The 16,027-nt window shown below is 34.3% G+C and carries 13 protein-coding genes; 8 read left to right on the forward strand and 5 right to left on the reverse strand.

The window, feature by feature from the left end; genetic code table 11:
* Genes G7A72_RS03400 through G7A72_RS03410 form a run of 3 tightly spaced genes read left to right on the forward strand, consistent with a single transcriptional unit; the run spans nt 1 to nt 3,369 of the window.
* Nucleotides 1–1,155: an amidohydrolase gene (locus G7A72_RS03400; RefSeq protein ID WP_165151436.1), complete on the forward strand. Its 1,155-nt coding sequence runs from the start codon at nt 1–3 to the stop codon at nt 1,153–1,155.
* The gene (gene alr, locus G7A72_RS03405; RefSeq protein WP_165151437.1) at nt 1,145–2,296 is read left to right on the forward strand and encodes an alanine racemase; all 1,152 of its coding nucleotides are present in this window, start codon (nt 1,145–1,147) and stop codon (nt 2,294–2,296) included. The genes G7A72_RS03400 and alr overlap by 11 nt, the downstream gene beginning before the upstream one ends.
* Nucleotides 2,296–3,369 (forward strand): alanine/ornithine racemase family PLP-dependent enzyme, encoded by a 1,074-nt coding sequence (locus G7A72_RS03410; RefSeq protein WP_091171105.1) that lies wholly within the window; start codon nt 2,296–2,298, stop codon nt 3,367–3,369. The genes alr and G7A72_RS03410 overlap by 1 nt, the downstream gene beginning before the upstream one ends.
* Before the next feature lie 143 nt (nt 3,370–3,512).
* Here G7A72_RS03410 and G7A72_RS03415 read toward each other — a convergent pair whose 3' ends face one another.
* The 3 genes from G7A72_RS03415 to G7A72_RS03425 are packed head-to-tail and all read right to left on the reverse strand — an operon-like array spanning nt 3,513 to nt 8,170.
* Nucleotides 3,513–5,546 (reverse strand): thioredoxin family protein, encoded by a 2,034-nt coding sequence (locus G7A72_RS03415; protein WP_165151438.1) that lies wholly within the window; start codon nt 5,544–5,546, stop codon nt 3,513–3,515.
* The gene (gene tilS, locus G7A72_RS03420) at nt 5,546–6,856 is read right to left on the reverse strand and encodes a tRNA lysidine(34) synthetase TilS (protein WP_165151439.1); all 1,311 of its coding nucleotides are present in this window, start codon (nt 6,854–6,856) and stop codon (nt 5,546–5,548) included. The genes G7A72_RS03415 and tilS overlap by 1 nt, the downstream gene beginning before the upstream one ends.
* Nucleotides 6,857–6,883: 27 nt before the next feature.
* On the reverse strand, nt 6,884–8,170 hold the full coding sequence (locus G7A72_RS03425; protein WP_165151440.1) for an anthranilate synthase component I family protein: 1,287 nt from the start codon (nt 8,168–8,170) through the stop codon (nt 6,884–6,886).
* A gap of 142 nt (nt 8,171–8,312) precedes the next feature.
* Here G7A72_RS03425 and G7A72_RS03430 point away from each other — a divergent pair, with 142 nt between their 5' ends.
* Together G7A72_RS03430 and G7A72_RS03435 are read left to right on the forward strand one after the other, a co-directional pair.
* On the forward strand, nt 8,313–8,717 hold the full coding sequence (locus tag G7A72_RS03430) for a VOC family protein (RefSeq protein WP_165151441.1): 405 nt from the start codon (nt 8,313–8,315) through the stop codon (nt 8,715–8,717).
* A gap of 36 nt (nt 8,718–8,753) precedes the next feature.
* A complete protein-coding gene (locus tag G7A72_RS03435; RefSeq protein WP_113634612.1) occupies nt 8,754–9,134 on the forward strand; it encodes a DoxX family protein in 381 nt (126 codons plus the stop codon).
* A gap of 79 nt (nt 9,135–9,213) precedes the next feature.
* Here G7A72_RS03435 and lpdA read toward each other — a convergent pair whose 3' ends face one another.
* Together lpdA and G7A72_RS03445 are read right to left on the reverse strand one after the other, a co-directional pair.
* Nucleotides 9,214–10,617, reverse strand: coding sequence for a dihydrolipoyl dehydrogenase (lpdA, locus tag G7A72_RS03440; protein ID WP_113665525.1), 1,404 nt, complete (start codon nt 10,615–10,617; stop codon nt 9,214–9,216).
* 151 nt (nt 10,618–10,768) lie between these two features.
* The gene (locus tag G7A72_RS03445) at nt 10,769–11,227 is read right to left on the reverse strand and encodes an Lrp/AsnC family transcriptional regulator (protein ID WP_113634615.1); all 459 of its coding nucleotides are present in this window, start codon (nt 11,225–11,227) and stop codon (nt 10,769–10,771) included.
* 279 nt (nt 11,228–11,506) lie between these two features.
* Here G7A72_RS03445 and G7A72_RS03450 point away from each other — a divergent pair, with 279 nt between their 5' ends.
* The 3 genes from G7A72_RS03450 to G7A72_RS03460 all read left to right on the forward strand — a co-directional run bounded on the left by G7A72_RS03450 (nt 11,507) and on the right by G7A72_RS03460 (nt 16,016).
* The gene (locus tag G7A72_RS03450) at nt 11,507–12,733 is read left to right on the forward strand and encodes an aminotransferase class I/II-fold pyridoxal phosphate-dependent enzyme (protein WP_165151442.1); all 1,227 of its coding nucleotides are present in this window, start codon (nt 11,507–11,509) and stop codon (nt 12,731–12,733) included.
* 230 nt (nt 12,734–12,963) lie between these two features.
* Nucleotides 12,964–14,172, forward strand: a complete 1,209-nt coding sequence (locus tag G7A72_RS03455; RefSeq protein WP_165151443.1) for an anhydro-N-acetylmuramic acid kinase — start codon at nt 12,964–12,966, stop codon at nt 14,170–14,172.
* 311 nt (nt 14,173–14,483) lie between these two features.
* Entirely contained in the window at nt 14,484–16,016 is a 1,533-nt protein-coding gene (locus G7A72_RS03460) for a glycoside hydrolase family 10 protein (RefSeq protein ID WP_165151444.1), read from the forward strand.
* The last annotated feature ends 11 nt before the right edge of the window (nt 16,017–16,027 follow it).

Below are 16,027 nucleotides of genomic sequence, written 5' to 3' on the forward strand. Positions count from 1 at the left end.
ATGGAAAATTCAAACCAGTTTACCGATTCACTTGTGCGGTTGCGAAAAGAACTACACCAGCATCCGGAGGTTTCCGGTAAAGAAATTGAAACGTCTAGACGGATCCTTTCTTTTCTCGAAAATTATCAACCTGCTGAATTGATTACCGAATTAGGTACAACTGGTGTCATGGCAATTTACAAAGGTAAAAAAGCCGGAAAAACAGTATTATTCCGATGCGAATTAGATGCTTTACCCATTGAAGAGACGAATGATTTTGAACATCGTTCCCTAAATAATGGCGTTTCACATAAATGCGGTCACGATGGTCACATGGCTATCCTCTGTGGTTTAGCTGCTGAATTGCATCAGAACAAACCAGAATCAGGAGCTGCTATTGTATTATTTCAACCCGCTGAAGAAGACGGCAGTGGTGCTCAAAAAGTATTATCGGATCCCAAATTTGCTTCTATCCAACCCGATTACGTCTTTGCACTTCATAATTTGCCGGGATTTCCAATACATCAAATTGTAGTAAAAAACGAAACTTTTACCTGCGCCGTAAACAGCATTATTATAAAATTAAAAGGCAAAACAGCTCATGCCGGTGAGCCCGAAAAAGGAATAAACCCTGCCTTGGCAATAGCCGCAATTATTAATCAATTTAATACTATTATTCAAACCGATATTACAAAAGAAAACTATTGCCTGATTACCCCCATTTATTCTAAAATCGGCAAAAAAGCGTATGGCGTATCAGCTGGTACAGGAGAAATTCATTTTACAGTACGAAGTGACAGCAATTTGCAAATGAGAAAGATTGAACTCGCTTTAGAAAATTTAGCCAAATCAATCGCAAAAGAGCATCAGATAAAGTGTAAAACCCGTTGGACCCAAAGTTTTCAAGCCAATGAGAATGACAAAAATGCTGTAACATTCATCAAAAAAGCAGCAAAAATTAATGGTTTTGAATTATTCGAAAAAGAGAAACCATTCACTTGGGGCGAAGATTTTGGTTTGTTCACACAACACTATCCTGGCGCCATGTTTGGACTGGGAGCAGGAATAAACACTCCTGCATTACACAATCCTGATTATGATTTTCCAGATGAAATTATTGCAACTGGAGTATCCGTTTTTTATGAAATCAGTAAACAAATTACAAATGCACACTAATTCACTTATAGAGCTTAATCGCTGCGCGTATCAAAACAACATCGACTTTCTAAAAAAGACTTTCGGAAAAAAAGTATTGGTTTCCTCTGTTGTAAAAGGAAATGCATATGGTCACGGGGTACAGGAGTTTGTTTCTATGGCTTTTCAATGTGGCGTAACTCATTTTTCTGTTTTTGATGTTCAAGAAGCTAAAGTTGTCAAAAGTACATTAAAGGACAAAGCAACTATAATGGTTATGGGACTTGTTCAGGATGAAGACATGGAATGGGTAATCCAAAATGACATCGAATTCTTTGTTTTTGATAAAAGCCGACTAACGAAAGCTATGAAAACGGCTAAAAAACTCGACAAAAAAGCAATTCTGCACATCGAAGTAGAAACCGGAATGAACCGAACCGGTTTTGACAAAAACGAACTGAATACTATTATTGCTATATTACAAAAAGAAGAACAATATCTTACTTTCAAAGGGCTTTGCACACATTATGCGGGTGCCGAAAGTATAGCTAATTATTACAGAGTGGATCAACAAATCAAAAAGTTTGAAGAAATTTATGCCATTTTTTGTAAAAATGACCTGAAACCACAAATCAGACATTCTGCTTGTTCAGCAGCATCAATAATGTTTCCGCAAACCAGAATGGATATGGTACGCATCGGAATTATGCAATACGGATTGTGGTCCAGTCCCGAAGTATTTGTAACCTATCTCAATTCTAAAAAGAATAAAACCGATCCATTACAACGCGTTATCACTTGGAAAAGTGCTATTATGAGCATAAAAAAAGTAAATATTGGTGATTTCATTGGGTATGGTAGCAGTTTTATGGCTAAAAGGAAAATGAAAATCGCTGTTGTCCCCATTGGCTACTGCCACGGATATAGTCGCTCATTGAGCAACCAAGGTCGTGTTCTTATCCATGGACAACGCTGTGTTGTAGTGGGTTCCGTAAACATGAACATGATGACTGTCGACATTACTGATATCGACATAGCAAAAAAAGAGGATGAAGTAGTACTGATAGGCACACAAAAAGAGCTTTCCGTATCTGTAGCTTCTTTCAGTGATTTCAGTAACCAACTCAATTACGAATTATTAACTCGGATTTCTAAAGCAATTCCACGTAAAATCATAGAATAATGGCTTTTATAAAATTATATCGAAAAAAATTACAGGAAAACTATCAGTTTTTAGATGAAACATTTAAATCCAGAAATATTGAATGGGGCGTAGTTTCAAAACTGCTGTGCGGAAATAAAATTTACCTCAAAGAAATCATTGCTTTAGGAGTGCGTGAAATTCATGATTCCAGAGTGAGTAATTTGAAAAAAATTAAAGCATTAGATCCTGAAATTCAAACTGTCTACATAAAACCACCTGCAAAACGAAGTATTGAAAGCATTGTTAAGTATGCCGATATCAGTTTTAATACTGAAATCTATACCATACAACTACTTTCAGATGAAGCGGTGAAGCAAAATAAGACGCATAAAATCATCATCATGATTGAAATGGGAGACCTTCGCGAAGGCGTTATGGGGGAAGAATTAATAGACTTTTATGGTACAATTCTAAAAATGCCAAATATCGAAATCTCTGGTATCGGGACGAATTTTAATTGCCTTAGCGGCGTAATGCCAACGCAGGACAAGCTTATTCAATTGAGTTTATACAAGCAATTAATCGAAGCTAAATTCAATATCAGTATTCCTTTCGTTTCCGGAGGAACTTCGGTTACAATACCGTTGCTCCTAAAAAATGCCCGACCAATGGCAGTGAATCACTTCAGAATAGGAGAAGCGCTTTTTTTTGGGAAAGACTTGTTTACTGGAAATACAATTGAAGGAATGCACCATGATGTTTTCAAATTATATGCTGAAATCATCGAAATTACTGAAAAGCCGAATACGCCAACAGGTGAATTAGGAGAGAATGTAGCCGGAAATTCGTTTTCAATGGACGATGTCACTGATCTGGGAATTACTTCGCTGCGAGCCATTCTAGATATTGGTTTGCTAGATATGCAACCACAATACATTGAATCTGATGACACGGATATTACTATTGTAGATGCCAGTTCTGATATGTTGGTTATAGATATTTCTAATTCTAAAAAAACGTATAAAATTGGAGACTTAGTTGCTTTTCAAATACGCTATATGGGCGCTTTGTATCTTTTAAATTCTGATTATATCGAAAAAATAATTGAATAAAAAAATTTCCTGTCTACAGTTAAAATATAACAATTACACTTAGTTAAAAATACTAAATTCAAAAAAAATTGCAGTAATTTCCATGGCTTGATCCCCGGAAATTAGTGCAATTTACGTTTACTATTTTGTCTTGTTGTTACGCTTTATTTAGCCTTTTTAAAGCGATCAATTCCTTCTCTCAACCAGCCTTTATAAGCATTAATATCCGAATTATAACTTTCCGGTTTATCAGACAACATATTTTCTTCTACATCGATAACAATGTAATACGGTTGCGCGTTGGCTTTGTATCTTGTAATTTGGAAATCACTCCATTTATTTCCAACACTTACAATTTCTTTACCCGTTTCTTTAGATACATATTGCTCGCTTTTTGGTAATTCTCTTTTATCATCGACATACAAAGATATTAATACCACTTCATCTTGTAATATTTTTAAAATCGCAGGATCAGACCAAACATAATCTTCCATTTTTCTGCAATTCACACAAGCATATCCTGTAAAATCAAGTAAAATGGGTTTGTTAACTGATTTGGCATAAGCCAATCCCTTTTCATAATCCTCAAAAGCAATAAGATCATGCGGTCCTAAATGTGCACCTTCCGGCAAAATTTGAGCTGATGCATTCGAACCACCTTTAGAGTTTCCTACTCCGTACGGACTTTCGCTATACGTCATTGGAGGTGGGAAACCAGAAATTAATTTTAATGGTGCTCCCCAAATTCCGGGAATCAAATAGATGGTAAAGGCCAAAACTACCAATCCAAAAGACAATCTTCCTACTGATATATGACTCATCGGGCTATCATGCGGTAGTGTAATTTTCCCGAATAAATAAAAGGCTAATGTTCCAAAAATAGCGATCCAAATCGCCAAGAACACTTCTCTTTCCAAGAAATGCAATTGTAAAACTAAATCCGCATTCGACAAAAATTTGAATGCCAAAGCCAATTCTAAAAATCCTAAAACTACTTTAACCGTATTCAACCAACCGCCAGATTTTGGTAATGAATTCAACCAACCTGGGAACATGGCAAATAACATAAATGGTAAGGCTAAAGCCAAAGAAAATCCGAACATTCCAACAATTGGAGCTATTCCGCCTTTAGACGCAGCTTCGACTAAAAGTGTTCCTACGATAGGTCCTGTACACGAAAAAGAGACAATTGCTAATGCCAAAGCCATGAATAAAATTCCAATTATTCCGCCTCGATCCGCTTGATTATCGACTTTATTTGCCCAAGAATTTGGTAACATAATCTCAAAAGCTCCTAAAAATGAAGCCGCAAAAGTGACTAATAAAACAAAGAAAATAATATTAAACCAAACATTCGTAGACAACGCATTCAATGCATCCGCACCAAAAATCCAAGTCACTAAGAATCCTAAAACAACATATATGAAGATGATTGCAATTCCATAAATAATGGCATTTCTAATTCCTTTTGCTTTTGTTTTGCTTTGTTTGGTAAAAAAACTGACCGTCATAGGAATCATCGGGAAGACGCAAGGCGTAAGCAACGCGGCAAAACCAGATAAAAAAGCAATAAAGAAAATAGACCATAATCCTCTTTGTTTAGAAGGTTTAGTGTCCAGAACAGGAACTTTTTCAGGAGTAACAACTTGTTCTTTATTTACATCCGCAATGGCAACTGAAGTATCAACTTTAGCTGAATCTATCGTAGTTAAATCTGATGCTACAGTAGATATTTCCGCTGTTTTTGCAGTGGCAGGAATGGTAAACGTAAAACTCTTCTCTAAATTGATACATGCTTCTTTACAAACCTGATAATTCAAATTGACTTCAATTTTTGTAATCTTTGGGTTTGTAATCGTGATTTCTTGTTGAATTTGAGCTTTTTTCTCAAAGTACGTTTCATTCACTTCAAAAACATCATTGAAAGCAGTTGTAGTTTTGCTTTCTTTGGCTTTGCCCACTAAATTAAAGTTTCCTTTTTGATTTTTGAAAATAATTTCCAAAGGCAAAGATCCACCGTCAGCCGTAAATTGGGAATATAAATGCCAATCTTTTTCTATGACGGCATTAAAAGTAAGAATATAATTACTCTCAGATTTCTTTTCTATTTTGGTAGTCCATTTTGCAGGATCAAGAATTTGGGCATATCCATTGGCAAAAGCCAAAAAAGCAATAAGTATAAATAGTAGTTTCTTCATTATTCTAATTGTATTTTAAGTATATTCTTTGTTGTGTTCTCTATTCTAAAACGTTCATCCTGACGAAGCCCAATAATCCAAACTATGTCTTCATTCGAACATAAAAGCCACGAATTTTCTTTTTCCAGCAAGGATAATTTTTCATCTTTAAAAAGCTTGCTCACTTTTTTAGATTTACCATTCATCCCAAAAGGCTGAAAACTATCGCCCTCATTCCAATGGCGCAAAACTAAAGGAAATTGAAGTTTATCAGCGTCAACAAAGATAGCTGAGTTCGTTGTTAAACTAATGTCCGCTACTTTACAAAACAAAAGATTTAAGGGAATATTAACTTCTTTTTGATTTTCATCAATAGAATATTCCTCCTTTTCATTTACGAAATTTATAGGACTCAGGATTAAAGAATCTCTGTCTTTCAATAATCTATATTCTGGTGAAAAAACATATTTACCAGATTGGCTTTCAACCAAATCATAAATATCATCCCATGCCGAAAATCCAAATTCTTTCAGCCATTGATGTAAATACGATTTGTAATTGGGTAATTTTATTAATTTATTTAAGTCAAAATAAATAGTATCATCCTCTTGTTTAGCCACTTGTTGATAAATCATAATCGAAGCATCTTCGACCATCACTTGCGCTTCTTGTAAATAGGTTTGCGTTTTATGAAACGATGAAAGAAAATTGGGATTCAATTCCTTTAACATCGGAACCAAATGATGGCGAATTTTATTCCGAAGGTACTTATCTGATGCATTGCTGCTGTCTTCACGCCATTTAATGTTATTTATTCTGGCATATTCTTCCATTTCTTCTTGGCTAAATGCCAAAAGCGGACGAATTACTCTATCGTTTTGTTCCGGAATTCCAGTTAAACCTTCTAATCCAGTTCCACGACTCAAATTGATTAGGAACGTTTCCAGATTATCATCGGCATGATGTGCCGTGAGAATATAATCGAATTTTTCAGTCTCTAATAATTCATAAAACCAATTGTAACGCAACTCGCGCGCAGCAACTTGAGTAGAAACTTTATAATCTTCTGCGAAAGCTTTGGTATCAAATTGTGTTATAAATACCGGAATGTCATTTGCAGCAGCATATTCTTGGATAAAATTTTGGTCTTCAAAACTTTCCATTTCACGCAGTTGAAAATTACAATGTGCAATTCCTATTTCATAATCCAATTGCTGAAACAAATGCAACATTACCATACTGTCTTTCCCGCCGCTTGTCGCCAGAAGTATTTTTTTTCCGCTCAAGAACTGGAAATTATGAAGAAGATGGTTTTGGAATTTCTGTAGCATGTTCAAATTTAATTAATTCGTTTGGATTTAACTTAAAACTTCTCGCATCGCTTTTGCTTTAAGCAAACATTCCTCATATTCCTTTTCAGGAATGGATTGTGAAGTGATGGCGCTTCCAACCGAGAAAGAAATATATTTCTTCTCTTGATTGTACAAAATGCTTCGGATAACAACATTGAAATCAAAATCTCCGTTTGGTGTAAAATAACCAACGGAGCCGCTATATAATCCGCGTTTTGTTTCCTCCAACTGTTCAATGATTTTCATCACTGAAATTTTTGGTGCTCCAGTCATACTTCCCATCGGGAAAGTAGTTTTTAATACATCAACAACGGAATATTGCGCATCTAATTTTGATGTCACTGTAGAAATCATTTGATGCACTTGCAAAAAAGAGTAAATTTTGCATAACTCTTTTACTTCAACGGATCCTTTTTGTGCCGTTCGAGACAAATCATTCCGAACTAAATCCGTTATCATAATATTCTCGGCTCGTTCTTTTGGGTCTAAAGCCAATTGTCTTTTTGATTGCTCATCTTCGATTGGATCTGAAAATCTTTTCGCGGTTCCTTTAATCGGTTGTGAAATAATGCGTTCTCCTTCTTTCCTTAAATAACGTTCCGGTGTCGCCGAAAGCAAAAAATGGTTGTTGTTTTTAAAAAAAACGGCAAATGGAGGCTGAGAAATTTCGTTGAGTTTGATAAATTTTTCTATTGGATCAATCGTTGCGTTTTCAGCAAAAAATTCCATACAAAAATTAGCTTCATAAATATCGCCTTGATGAATGTGTTCCAAAACTTTTGAAACTTTCTCAAGATAACTCTCTTTCGGAATCCGTTGTTGAATGGTTACTAATGCTTCTATTTCGATTTTTGACTTTCCAATTTCGACAATTTCTTCAAAATCTAACTCCACTTCATCGTCACACATATTGAGATATTGAATTTCAAGTTGATTCCCTTTCAATAAAAATAACTTCTTAGGTTGAAAAAAAAACAAATCTGGAAATTCTAATCCGTCAAAATTCTGAGATTGCAACTGTTCAATATCATTTTTTAAATCATAGGATAAATAACCAAAAAGCCAATCTTTGGTACTTTGCTGGTATTGTTTTAAATCCTCAAAAGCATTCTGATAATCCGTTTTTATTGAAGTAAATGCATCAACGGCAAGAACACAATCATAACTGGAATAATTTTTTGGATAATCATTGCTGTCTAAATAAATGATTTCTCGAAACTGTTGAGACCAAAATAAAAGCTGTTCTTTAAACAGTTTTGGATCAGAAATAGACTTGTAAATAGAAGTTCTCAAAAAGTATTGGTATTTAAAATTCAAAATTACAACAAAAAATAAACCTTCAATAACCGATTTTACTAAAATTAGCTTATTTTTTTGTAAATTTGATAGTGCGTGATCCGTTTTAGATTTTGTAAATCATTAAATCATTCCCGTTATGGCTTCCAAAATTTTCCTCAATTTAGCTGTTAAAGACCTAAAAAAATCGATTGATTTTTTTACTACACTTGGATTTTCTTTCAACCCACAATTTACTGATGAACATGCCACTTGCATGATTATTGGAGAAAATATTTTTGCGATGCTAGTTACTGAGCAACGATTTAAAGACTTTACCAAAAAAGAAATTTGCAATGCCCATAAAAATACCGAAGTATTAATTGCAATAGATGCTGAAAGTAGAGAAAAAGTAGATGAAATGGTAAAAACCGCAGTAGATGCCGGTGGTTCAATTTATATGGAGCCGCAAGATCATGGATGGATGTATGGACATAGTTTTGCCGATTTAGACCGGCATCAGTGGGAAATTATGTATATGGATGAAAATGCAATTCCACAATAATAGTTTTCAAATATGTAACCTCTAACACCATATACTATGAAAATTGCAATTATTATTATCCGTACTTTAATTGGGCTTATATTACTTTATGCTTCTGTTAGCTTTTTTCTAAAACTAGCACCAGAACCTGAAGTTACAGGAAATTTCAAAGCTTTCAATATAGGTTTAGTCGCCTCTACTTACATCTTGCCACTAGCAAAATCAATAGAATTCCTTTGTGGACTATCGTTTCTTACAGGACGCTATGTTACATTAGCGAATCTATTAATCCTACCAATCACCTTAAACATATTATTTATTAATTTTTTCTTATCCCCTGAAGGAATACCAATCGCTGTGTTCTTATTTTTAGGCAATCTATTTTTAATTTACAGCCATTGGGAAAACTATAAAGGTTTATTTGTAGCAAAAGGCTAATTAAACTAAACTCATAACAACGAAGAAACCCGCTCAATGGAGCGGGTTTCTTTATTGTATAGAAAATGTAATTAACTAATTACACATGTAAAGCTCTATTATCAGTTGCTGCTAAAGCTGCTTCTTTTATTGCTTCCGCAAAAGTTGGATGCGCATGAGACATTCTTGAAATATCTTCAGCAGATGCTTTAAATTCCATTGCCGTAACCGCTTCAGCAATTAAATCTGCACAACGAGCTCCAATCATGTGAACGCCTAAAACTTCATCCGTTTTTGCATCAGCTAAAATTTTTACAAATCCGTCTAAATCTCCACCAGCTCTGGCGCGACCTAAAGCTTTGAAAGGAAAACTTCCTGATTTATAATCAACACCAGCTGCTTTCAATTGCTCTTCCGTTTGTCCAACAGCAGCCACTTCTGGCCAAGTGTACACAACTCCAGGAATCAAGTTATAATCAATATGCGGTTTTTGACCTGCTAATATTTCGGCAACCATAGCTCCTTCTTCTTCGGCTTTGTGCGCTAACATTGCTCCACGAACTACATCTCCAATTGCATAAATATTTGGAATATTAGTTTGCAAATGATCGTTGACTTCAACCATTCCTCTATCTGAGATTTTCACTCCTGCTTTATCTGCATTCAATCCATCTGTGTATGGGCGACGTCCTACAGAAACTAATGAGTAATCTCCTTCCAGCGTAATTGTTTCTCCTTTTGCATTTTCAGCTTGAACTACAACTCCTTCGCCATTTCTTTCTACTGATTTCACTTTGTGTGAAACGTAGAATTTCATGCCTTGTTTTTTCAATACCTTAGTCAATTCTTTAGACAATGAAGCGTCCATTCCAGGAATGATTCTGTCTAAATATTCTACAACAGAAACTTGTGCTCCCAATCGTAAATATACCTGACCTAATTCAATCCCAATTACGCCACCACCAATAATCACTAAATGTTTTGGAACTTCTTTAAGTTTCAAAGCTTCAGTAGAAGTAATGATTCTTTCTTTATCAATTTTGATAAATGGCAAAGAAGAAGGTTTTGAACCTGTAGCAATAATGATATTTTTAGCTTCGATAGTTTCAGAAGTTCCATCTGCTTTTGCAACAGCAACATGCGTAGCATCCACAAATGAACCCAATCCTTCCAGAACTGTAATTTTATTTTTGTCCATTAAAAATTTCACACCCCCTGAAGTTTGATCGACAACAGCTTGTTTGCGTGCAATCATTTTTTCAAGGTTTACTTTTACTTCTCCAGAAAGTTCAATACCGTGATCTGCAAAATGAGCAATTTCACTGTAATGATGAGAAGAAGCTAACAATGCTTTTGAAGGAATACAACCTACATTCAAGCAAGTTCCTCCAAGAGTGGAATATTTTTCTATAATTGCTGTTTTGAAACCCAATTGTGCACAACGAATTGCTGATACATATCCGCCTGGTCCAGAACCTATAATGACTACGTCAAATGAACTCATAGTATATTTTTTTATGGTGTTTTTATAAAATGTTGCACAAAATTAAGGAATTAAGTTTTGTTTAAAGTTTAATTCAGAAGGTTTTTTGTTACGAATTTTTAGTAATTAACATTTACTTACCATTGAATACCGCTTTAAATCCACTTTTATTCTAAATATCAACAATGGTCGTGTTTTTTACTTCACTAATCATGAATGTACTGTGCGTACTTCCAATATGCTCCAATGTTGTGAGTTTTGTAACCAAAAATTCTCGATAGGCTTCCATGTCTTTTACTACTATTTTCAAGATATAATCATAATCCCCACTTACATGATGGCATTCAATTACTTCCTTAAGTTGTATCACTTCGTTTTCGAATTTAGCGATAAATTCTTTCGTATGCTGAATCAGTTTAAGGTGACAAAAAACAACAAAACCTTTTTCGACTTTTGAACGATTCACTAACACAACATATTTATCGATAATACCTTCTCTTTCCAGTTTTTTAATGCGCTCGTAAACGGCAGTAACTGAAAGATTAAGTTTTAAGGACAATTCCTTTGTTGTTTTTTTACAGTCTTTTTGTAATAAAAAAAGCAACTTTTTATCTACTAAGTCTAATGTCATTTTTATTGAGAATTTGAATTGAAATAAAATCTATGTAAATCCTATTTAGGAAGCTAATTTAGAAAATTAAATTACATTTTTTATATTTTATAGTTTTAAAATCTAATAATAAATAATAGTATTGATTATTAATCTAGAACACTGTTATTTTGAATAGATTTAATCAAGACCGAAATCCCCTAGCCCTGATAGCAGCAGCATCCTTTTACTTTTTTCTTTAAAAAGTAAAAGATAAAGCGAATAGCAGGAGTAGCTTCAAATAACAAAAAAAAAACAACTATGAAAAATTTTAATCCCGCAGACAACATTCAGGATTTACAGTACTTTGGTGAATTTGGTGGTGTAAATCCATCAATTTCAGACTCCTCAACCTATACTTTTTTATCGGCGAAAACGATGTTCGATACTTTTGAAGGTAATATGGAAGGATGCTATTTGTACTCCCGTCACTCTTCACCGAGTAATTTGTACTTAGACAAAGCCATGGCAGCAATGGAAGGAACAGAAACGGCTAATGTTTCGGCTTCAGGAATGGGAGCGATTACTCCTACTCTATTACAATTATGCGGTTCGGGCGATCACATCGTTTCGAGCAGAACAATTTACGGTGGAACCTATGCTTTCTTGAAGAATTTTACACCGAGATTAGGTATCAAAACCACCTTTGTTGACATCACAAAACTCGATGTTGTAGAAGCAGCCATTACTCCACAAACTAAAGTTTTGTACTGTGAAACGGTGAGTAATCCTTTATTAGAAGTGGCTAATATTGAAGGTTTGGCAAAAATTGCTGAAAAACACAATTTGAAATTGGTTGTCGATAATACTTTTTCGCCATTATCAGTTTCTCCTGCAAAATTAGGCGCTGATATTGTGATTCACAGTTTGACAAAATACATCAACGGAAGCAGTGATACTGTGGGTGGAGTGACTTGTGCATCACAAGAATTTATCGACAGTTTAAAAAATGTGAACAGCGGTGCTAGTATGTTATTGGGTCCAACAATGGACAGTTTGCGTTCAGCAAGTGTGATGAAAAACTTACGCACATTACACATCAGAATGAAACAACACAGCCATAATGCGATGTATCTTGCAGAACGCTTTGAAAAAGATGGCCTAAAAACAGTTTATCCAGGTTTGAAAAGTCACCCAAGTCATGAATTGTATTCAGGAATGATCAATCATGAATATGGTTTTGGCGGAATGATGACTTTAGACGTAGAAACTTTGGCGAAAGCCAATGCGTTAATGGAATTGATGCAAGCCAAAAATCTTGGGTATCTTGCCGTGAGTTTAGGATTTTATAAGACTTTATTTAGTGCCCCAGGAACTTCAACATCAAGTGAAATTCCAATGGAAGAACAAATAGAAATGGGATTAACTGACGGCTTGATTCGGTTCTCAATTGGTTTAGATAATGATATTGAAAGAACGTATCATATGATGAAGCAATGTATGCAAGAGTTGAATATACTAGCATCAGAATCAATTTTGACAAAATAGTAAAAGTGTTTTAATTATAATTTTTAGACCAAACACAACTGCTTTTTTAAATTTAATTCTTTAGGATTGTTTTACAATTCCTAAAATTTAATTTGTACTTTGCTAAAGGTATATGAAATTTGCTATTAGCAATAACCTTCATGAATACTGGATTTTATTTGCAATCAAAGATAAATTTTCCAGTATTTACATGTTGGTTAAAAAAAAACTATTTTGCGAAAAATATTGTCATGAATAAAAATTTAGAATTGCTGTGTAAAATTGCCAAAAAACCTTCCAGGATGATTATTGGACTCATGTCAGGTACTTCAATGGATGGTCTGGATGTTGCTCTGTGCAAGGTTTCTGGTACAGGAGAAAATACAAAAATCACGCTAACAAATTTTAAGACGATTGAATATTCAAACGAAATAAAGGCTGAGATTCAAAAAGTGTTTGCAAAACAGAATATTGATTTCCACTCTCTTGTTTTATTGAATGAATGGATTGGTATTCTTCATGCCAACATGGTATTAAATTGTTTGAAAAACTGGAATATATCAAATCATGAGGTAGATTTAATAGCTTCACATGGACAAACTGTATTACACCTTCCAAAAAAATTACATCTGCAAGAAAAATTTCCTAATGCCACTTTGCAAATTGGGGATGGGGATCACATTGCTGTAAAGACTGGAATAATAACTATTTCTGATTTCAGGCAAAAACATGTTGCAGCAGGCGGTGAAGGAGCTCCGCTGGCAGTTTATGGTGATTATTTTATTTTTGGAAAAAAAGGCGAAAATCGTATTATGTTAAACATGGGTGGTATTGCAAATTTCACCTATTTACCCTCAAATATGAACCCAGAAGAAGTTTTCGTAACGGATACAGGCACTGGAAACACATTAATTGATGCCTGTATCAGACAATTTTACCCCGGAAAATCGTATGATAAAGATGCGGAAATTGCAAAACTTGGTGTTGTAAACCAATCCCTTTTAGAGGCTTTACGAGAAAATAGTTTTTTTAAAGATTCTTTCCCAAAAACTACAGGTCCAGAACTTTTTAATATGGAATATGTTAAAAGTGCTCAAGCTAAAAGTAATACCCAAAACATTTTAGTACCTGATTTATTAGCCACATTAACAAGATTTAGCGCCGTAACTATTGCCGAAGCAATCAAGTATGCTATAGAAAATACAAAATACGATGTAGAAAGTTTCTCTATTTATATGTCAGGTGGCGGAACTCATAATCCACTATTAGTTAATGGGTTAAAAGAACTATTGCCTTGTCATTTTTTTAAAACTGATGAATTAGGTATATCTGGTGATGCAAAAGAAGCAGTATTATTTGCTGTTTTGGCTAATGAAACAATTGCAGGCGGAGGCTCAGATTTTGGTACCCGCAAAGGAATTCCTTCAGTTTCTATGGGAAAAATATCATTTCCCAATTAAAGTAGAGATACTTTTTATAATTATTCATAATCCATTATAAGCGATCTCCATGGTATTTTTAAAAATATCTGTTGCCGTTCTACATTTGACAATCTTAAAATTTCAATGTAGCAAACTACACCATTACACTATTTGTTTATTTTAGGAATACCTCAAGTGATATAAAACTTACGTCTAATATGTTTTTGAATGCAAATACAAAAAATTGGCAAAGAAATTGAGCTGTTAAAATAAGTCAAATTTTAAAACCATTTTAACTGGTAAATTTCACTAAAAAAACTATTTTTGATTACTTAATAAACAATATTCTAATGAAAAATTTCAAGCATAAACTTTTGCTTATTTCGTTCCTTATATTTTCTTTTTGGAATGCTAACGCACAAGCATTGGCTACAAATCCAAAAAATGAATTTAGAGCCGTATGGATTGCTACCGTAGTAAATATTGACTGGCCGAAAATGAGTACTGATAATGTTGCCAAACAAAAAGCGGATTATATTGAAATTTTAGACGCTTATAAAAAACTAAATTATAACGCTGTAATTGTCCAAATCAGAAGTGTTGGGGATGCTTTTTATCCAACCCAATTAGCACCATGGTCCCGTTTTTTGACAGGAAAAGAAGGTCAGGAACCAAAACCTTACTATGATACATTAGCGTGGATGATTGCTGAAACGCATGCCAGAGGTTTTGAGTTTCATGCTTGGATGAATCCATACAGAGCTACGATGGATTATAATACTTCGCTTTTGAGTCCAAATCATGATTTTTTCAAGCATCCAGATTGGATGATTAAATACGGTGGAAAATATTATTACAATCCGGCATTGCCCGAAGTTCAGAACCATTTATTGGCTATTGTAGAGGAAGTTGTGGAAAAATACGATATCGATGCGATACATTTTGATGATTATTTTTATCCATACAGAATAAAAGGAGAATTATTTAATGATACTGCTTCGTACAAAAAATATGGAAATGGACTAAGTATTGAAGATTGGAGACGTTCAAATGTGAATAATTTTGTACGATGTGTTTCCCTTTCGATAAAAAATATTAAACCATGGGTACAATTTGGAATCAGCCCATTTGGAGTATGGAGAAATAAATCAGTGGATCCCAGAGGTTCTGAAACGGAAGCGGGACAAACAAATTATGATGATCTATTCGCTGATCCGTTAGCGTGGATGGAGAACAAATGGATTGATTATTTAGTTCCTCAATTGTATTGGAGTATGGATCATCCGAAGGCTTCTTATTCAAAATTATTGCGTTGGTGGTCTGAAAATTCAACGAATACCGCAATCTACATTGGAAATGGAACCTATAAAATCAATGCGGATTCTGATAAAAGATGGAATAATCCACAAGAAATTCCAAATCAAATTGATATCACCAGATCCTACAAGAACGTTCAGGGAAATGCGTTTTTTAGTGCTAAATCATTTTTGAATAAAAATCAAAGTGTGACTAAATTACTAACAGAAAACCAGTATAAATATCCTGCTCTTCCTGCAGTAGTTCCCGGTTCCGTAAAAAAAATGGCTATAGTTCCCACTGCAAATAACATTTTGATAGATCCAATTGCATCACGATTTAATGTAACCTATCCAATGTATAGCAAAGTGCGTTATGTTATGGTTTATGGCGCCAAATTCAATTCGGAAATTAATGTAAATGATCCAAGCCAAATTATTGACAAAATTGCATTTAAAGACGATAGTGATACGGTTGAAGTCGTGATTCCATCCTATAAATTAGACAAAAATACCACCTGCGCGATTACATTCATTGATTTTTATGGTAATGAAAGTGACCCAACTTTAGTGAACTTTACGCTATAAAATTTAATTGA

The organism is Flavobacterium sp. Sr18, assembly GCF_011064265.1.
GTDB classification, from domain to species: domain Bacteria; phylum Bacteroidota; class Bacteroidia; order Flavobacteriales; family Flavobacteriaceae; genus Flavobacterium; species Flavobacterium petrolei.

Coding starts and splice junctions, on each gene's coding strand:
- G7A72_RS03400 (WP_165151436.1), top strand. CDS start 1: ATGGAAAATTCAAACCAGTTTACCGATTCACTTGTGCGGTTGCGAAAA.
- alr (WP_165151437.1), top strand. CDS start 1,145: ATGCACACTAATTCACTTATAGAGCTTAATCGCTGCGCGTATCAAAAC.
- G7A72_RS03410 (WP_091171105.1), top strand. CDS start 2,296: ATGGCTTTTATAAAATTATATCGAAAAAAATTACAGGAAAACTATCAG.
- G7A72_RS03415 (WP_165151438.1), bottom strand. CDS start 5,546: ATGAAGAAACTACTATTTATACTTATTGCTTTTTTGGCTTTTGCCAAT.
- tilS (WP_165151439.1), bottom strand. CDS start 6,856: ATGCTACAGAAATTCCAAAACCATCTTCTTCATAATTTCCAGTTCTTG.
- G7A72_RS03430 (WP_165151441.1), top strand. CDS start 8,313: ATGGCTTCCAAAATTTTCCTCAATTTAGCTGTTAAAGACCTAAAAAAA.
- G7A72_RS03435 (WP_113634612.1), top strand. CDS start 8,754: ATGAAAATTGCAATTATTATTATCCGTACTTTAATTGGGCTTATATTA.
- lpdA (WP_113665525.1), bottom strand. CDS start 10,617: ATGAGTTCATTTGACGTAGTCATTATAGGTTCTGGACCAGGCGGATAT.
- G7A72_RS03445 (WP_113634615.1), bottom strand. CDS start 11,227: ATGACATTAGACTTAGTAGATAAAAAGTTGCTTTTTTTATTACAAAAA.
- G7A72_RS03450 (WP_165151442.1), top strand. CDS start 11,507: ATGAAAAATTTTAATCCCGCAGACAACATTCAGGATTTACAGTACTTT.
- G7A72_RS03455 (WP_165151443.1), top strand. CDS start 12,964: ATGAATAAAAATTTAGAATTGCTGTGTAAAATTGCCAAAAAACCTTCC.
- G7A72_RS03460 (WP_165151444.1), top strand. CDS start 14,484: ATGAAAAATTTCAAGCATAAACTTTTGCTTATTTCGTTCCTTATATTT.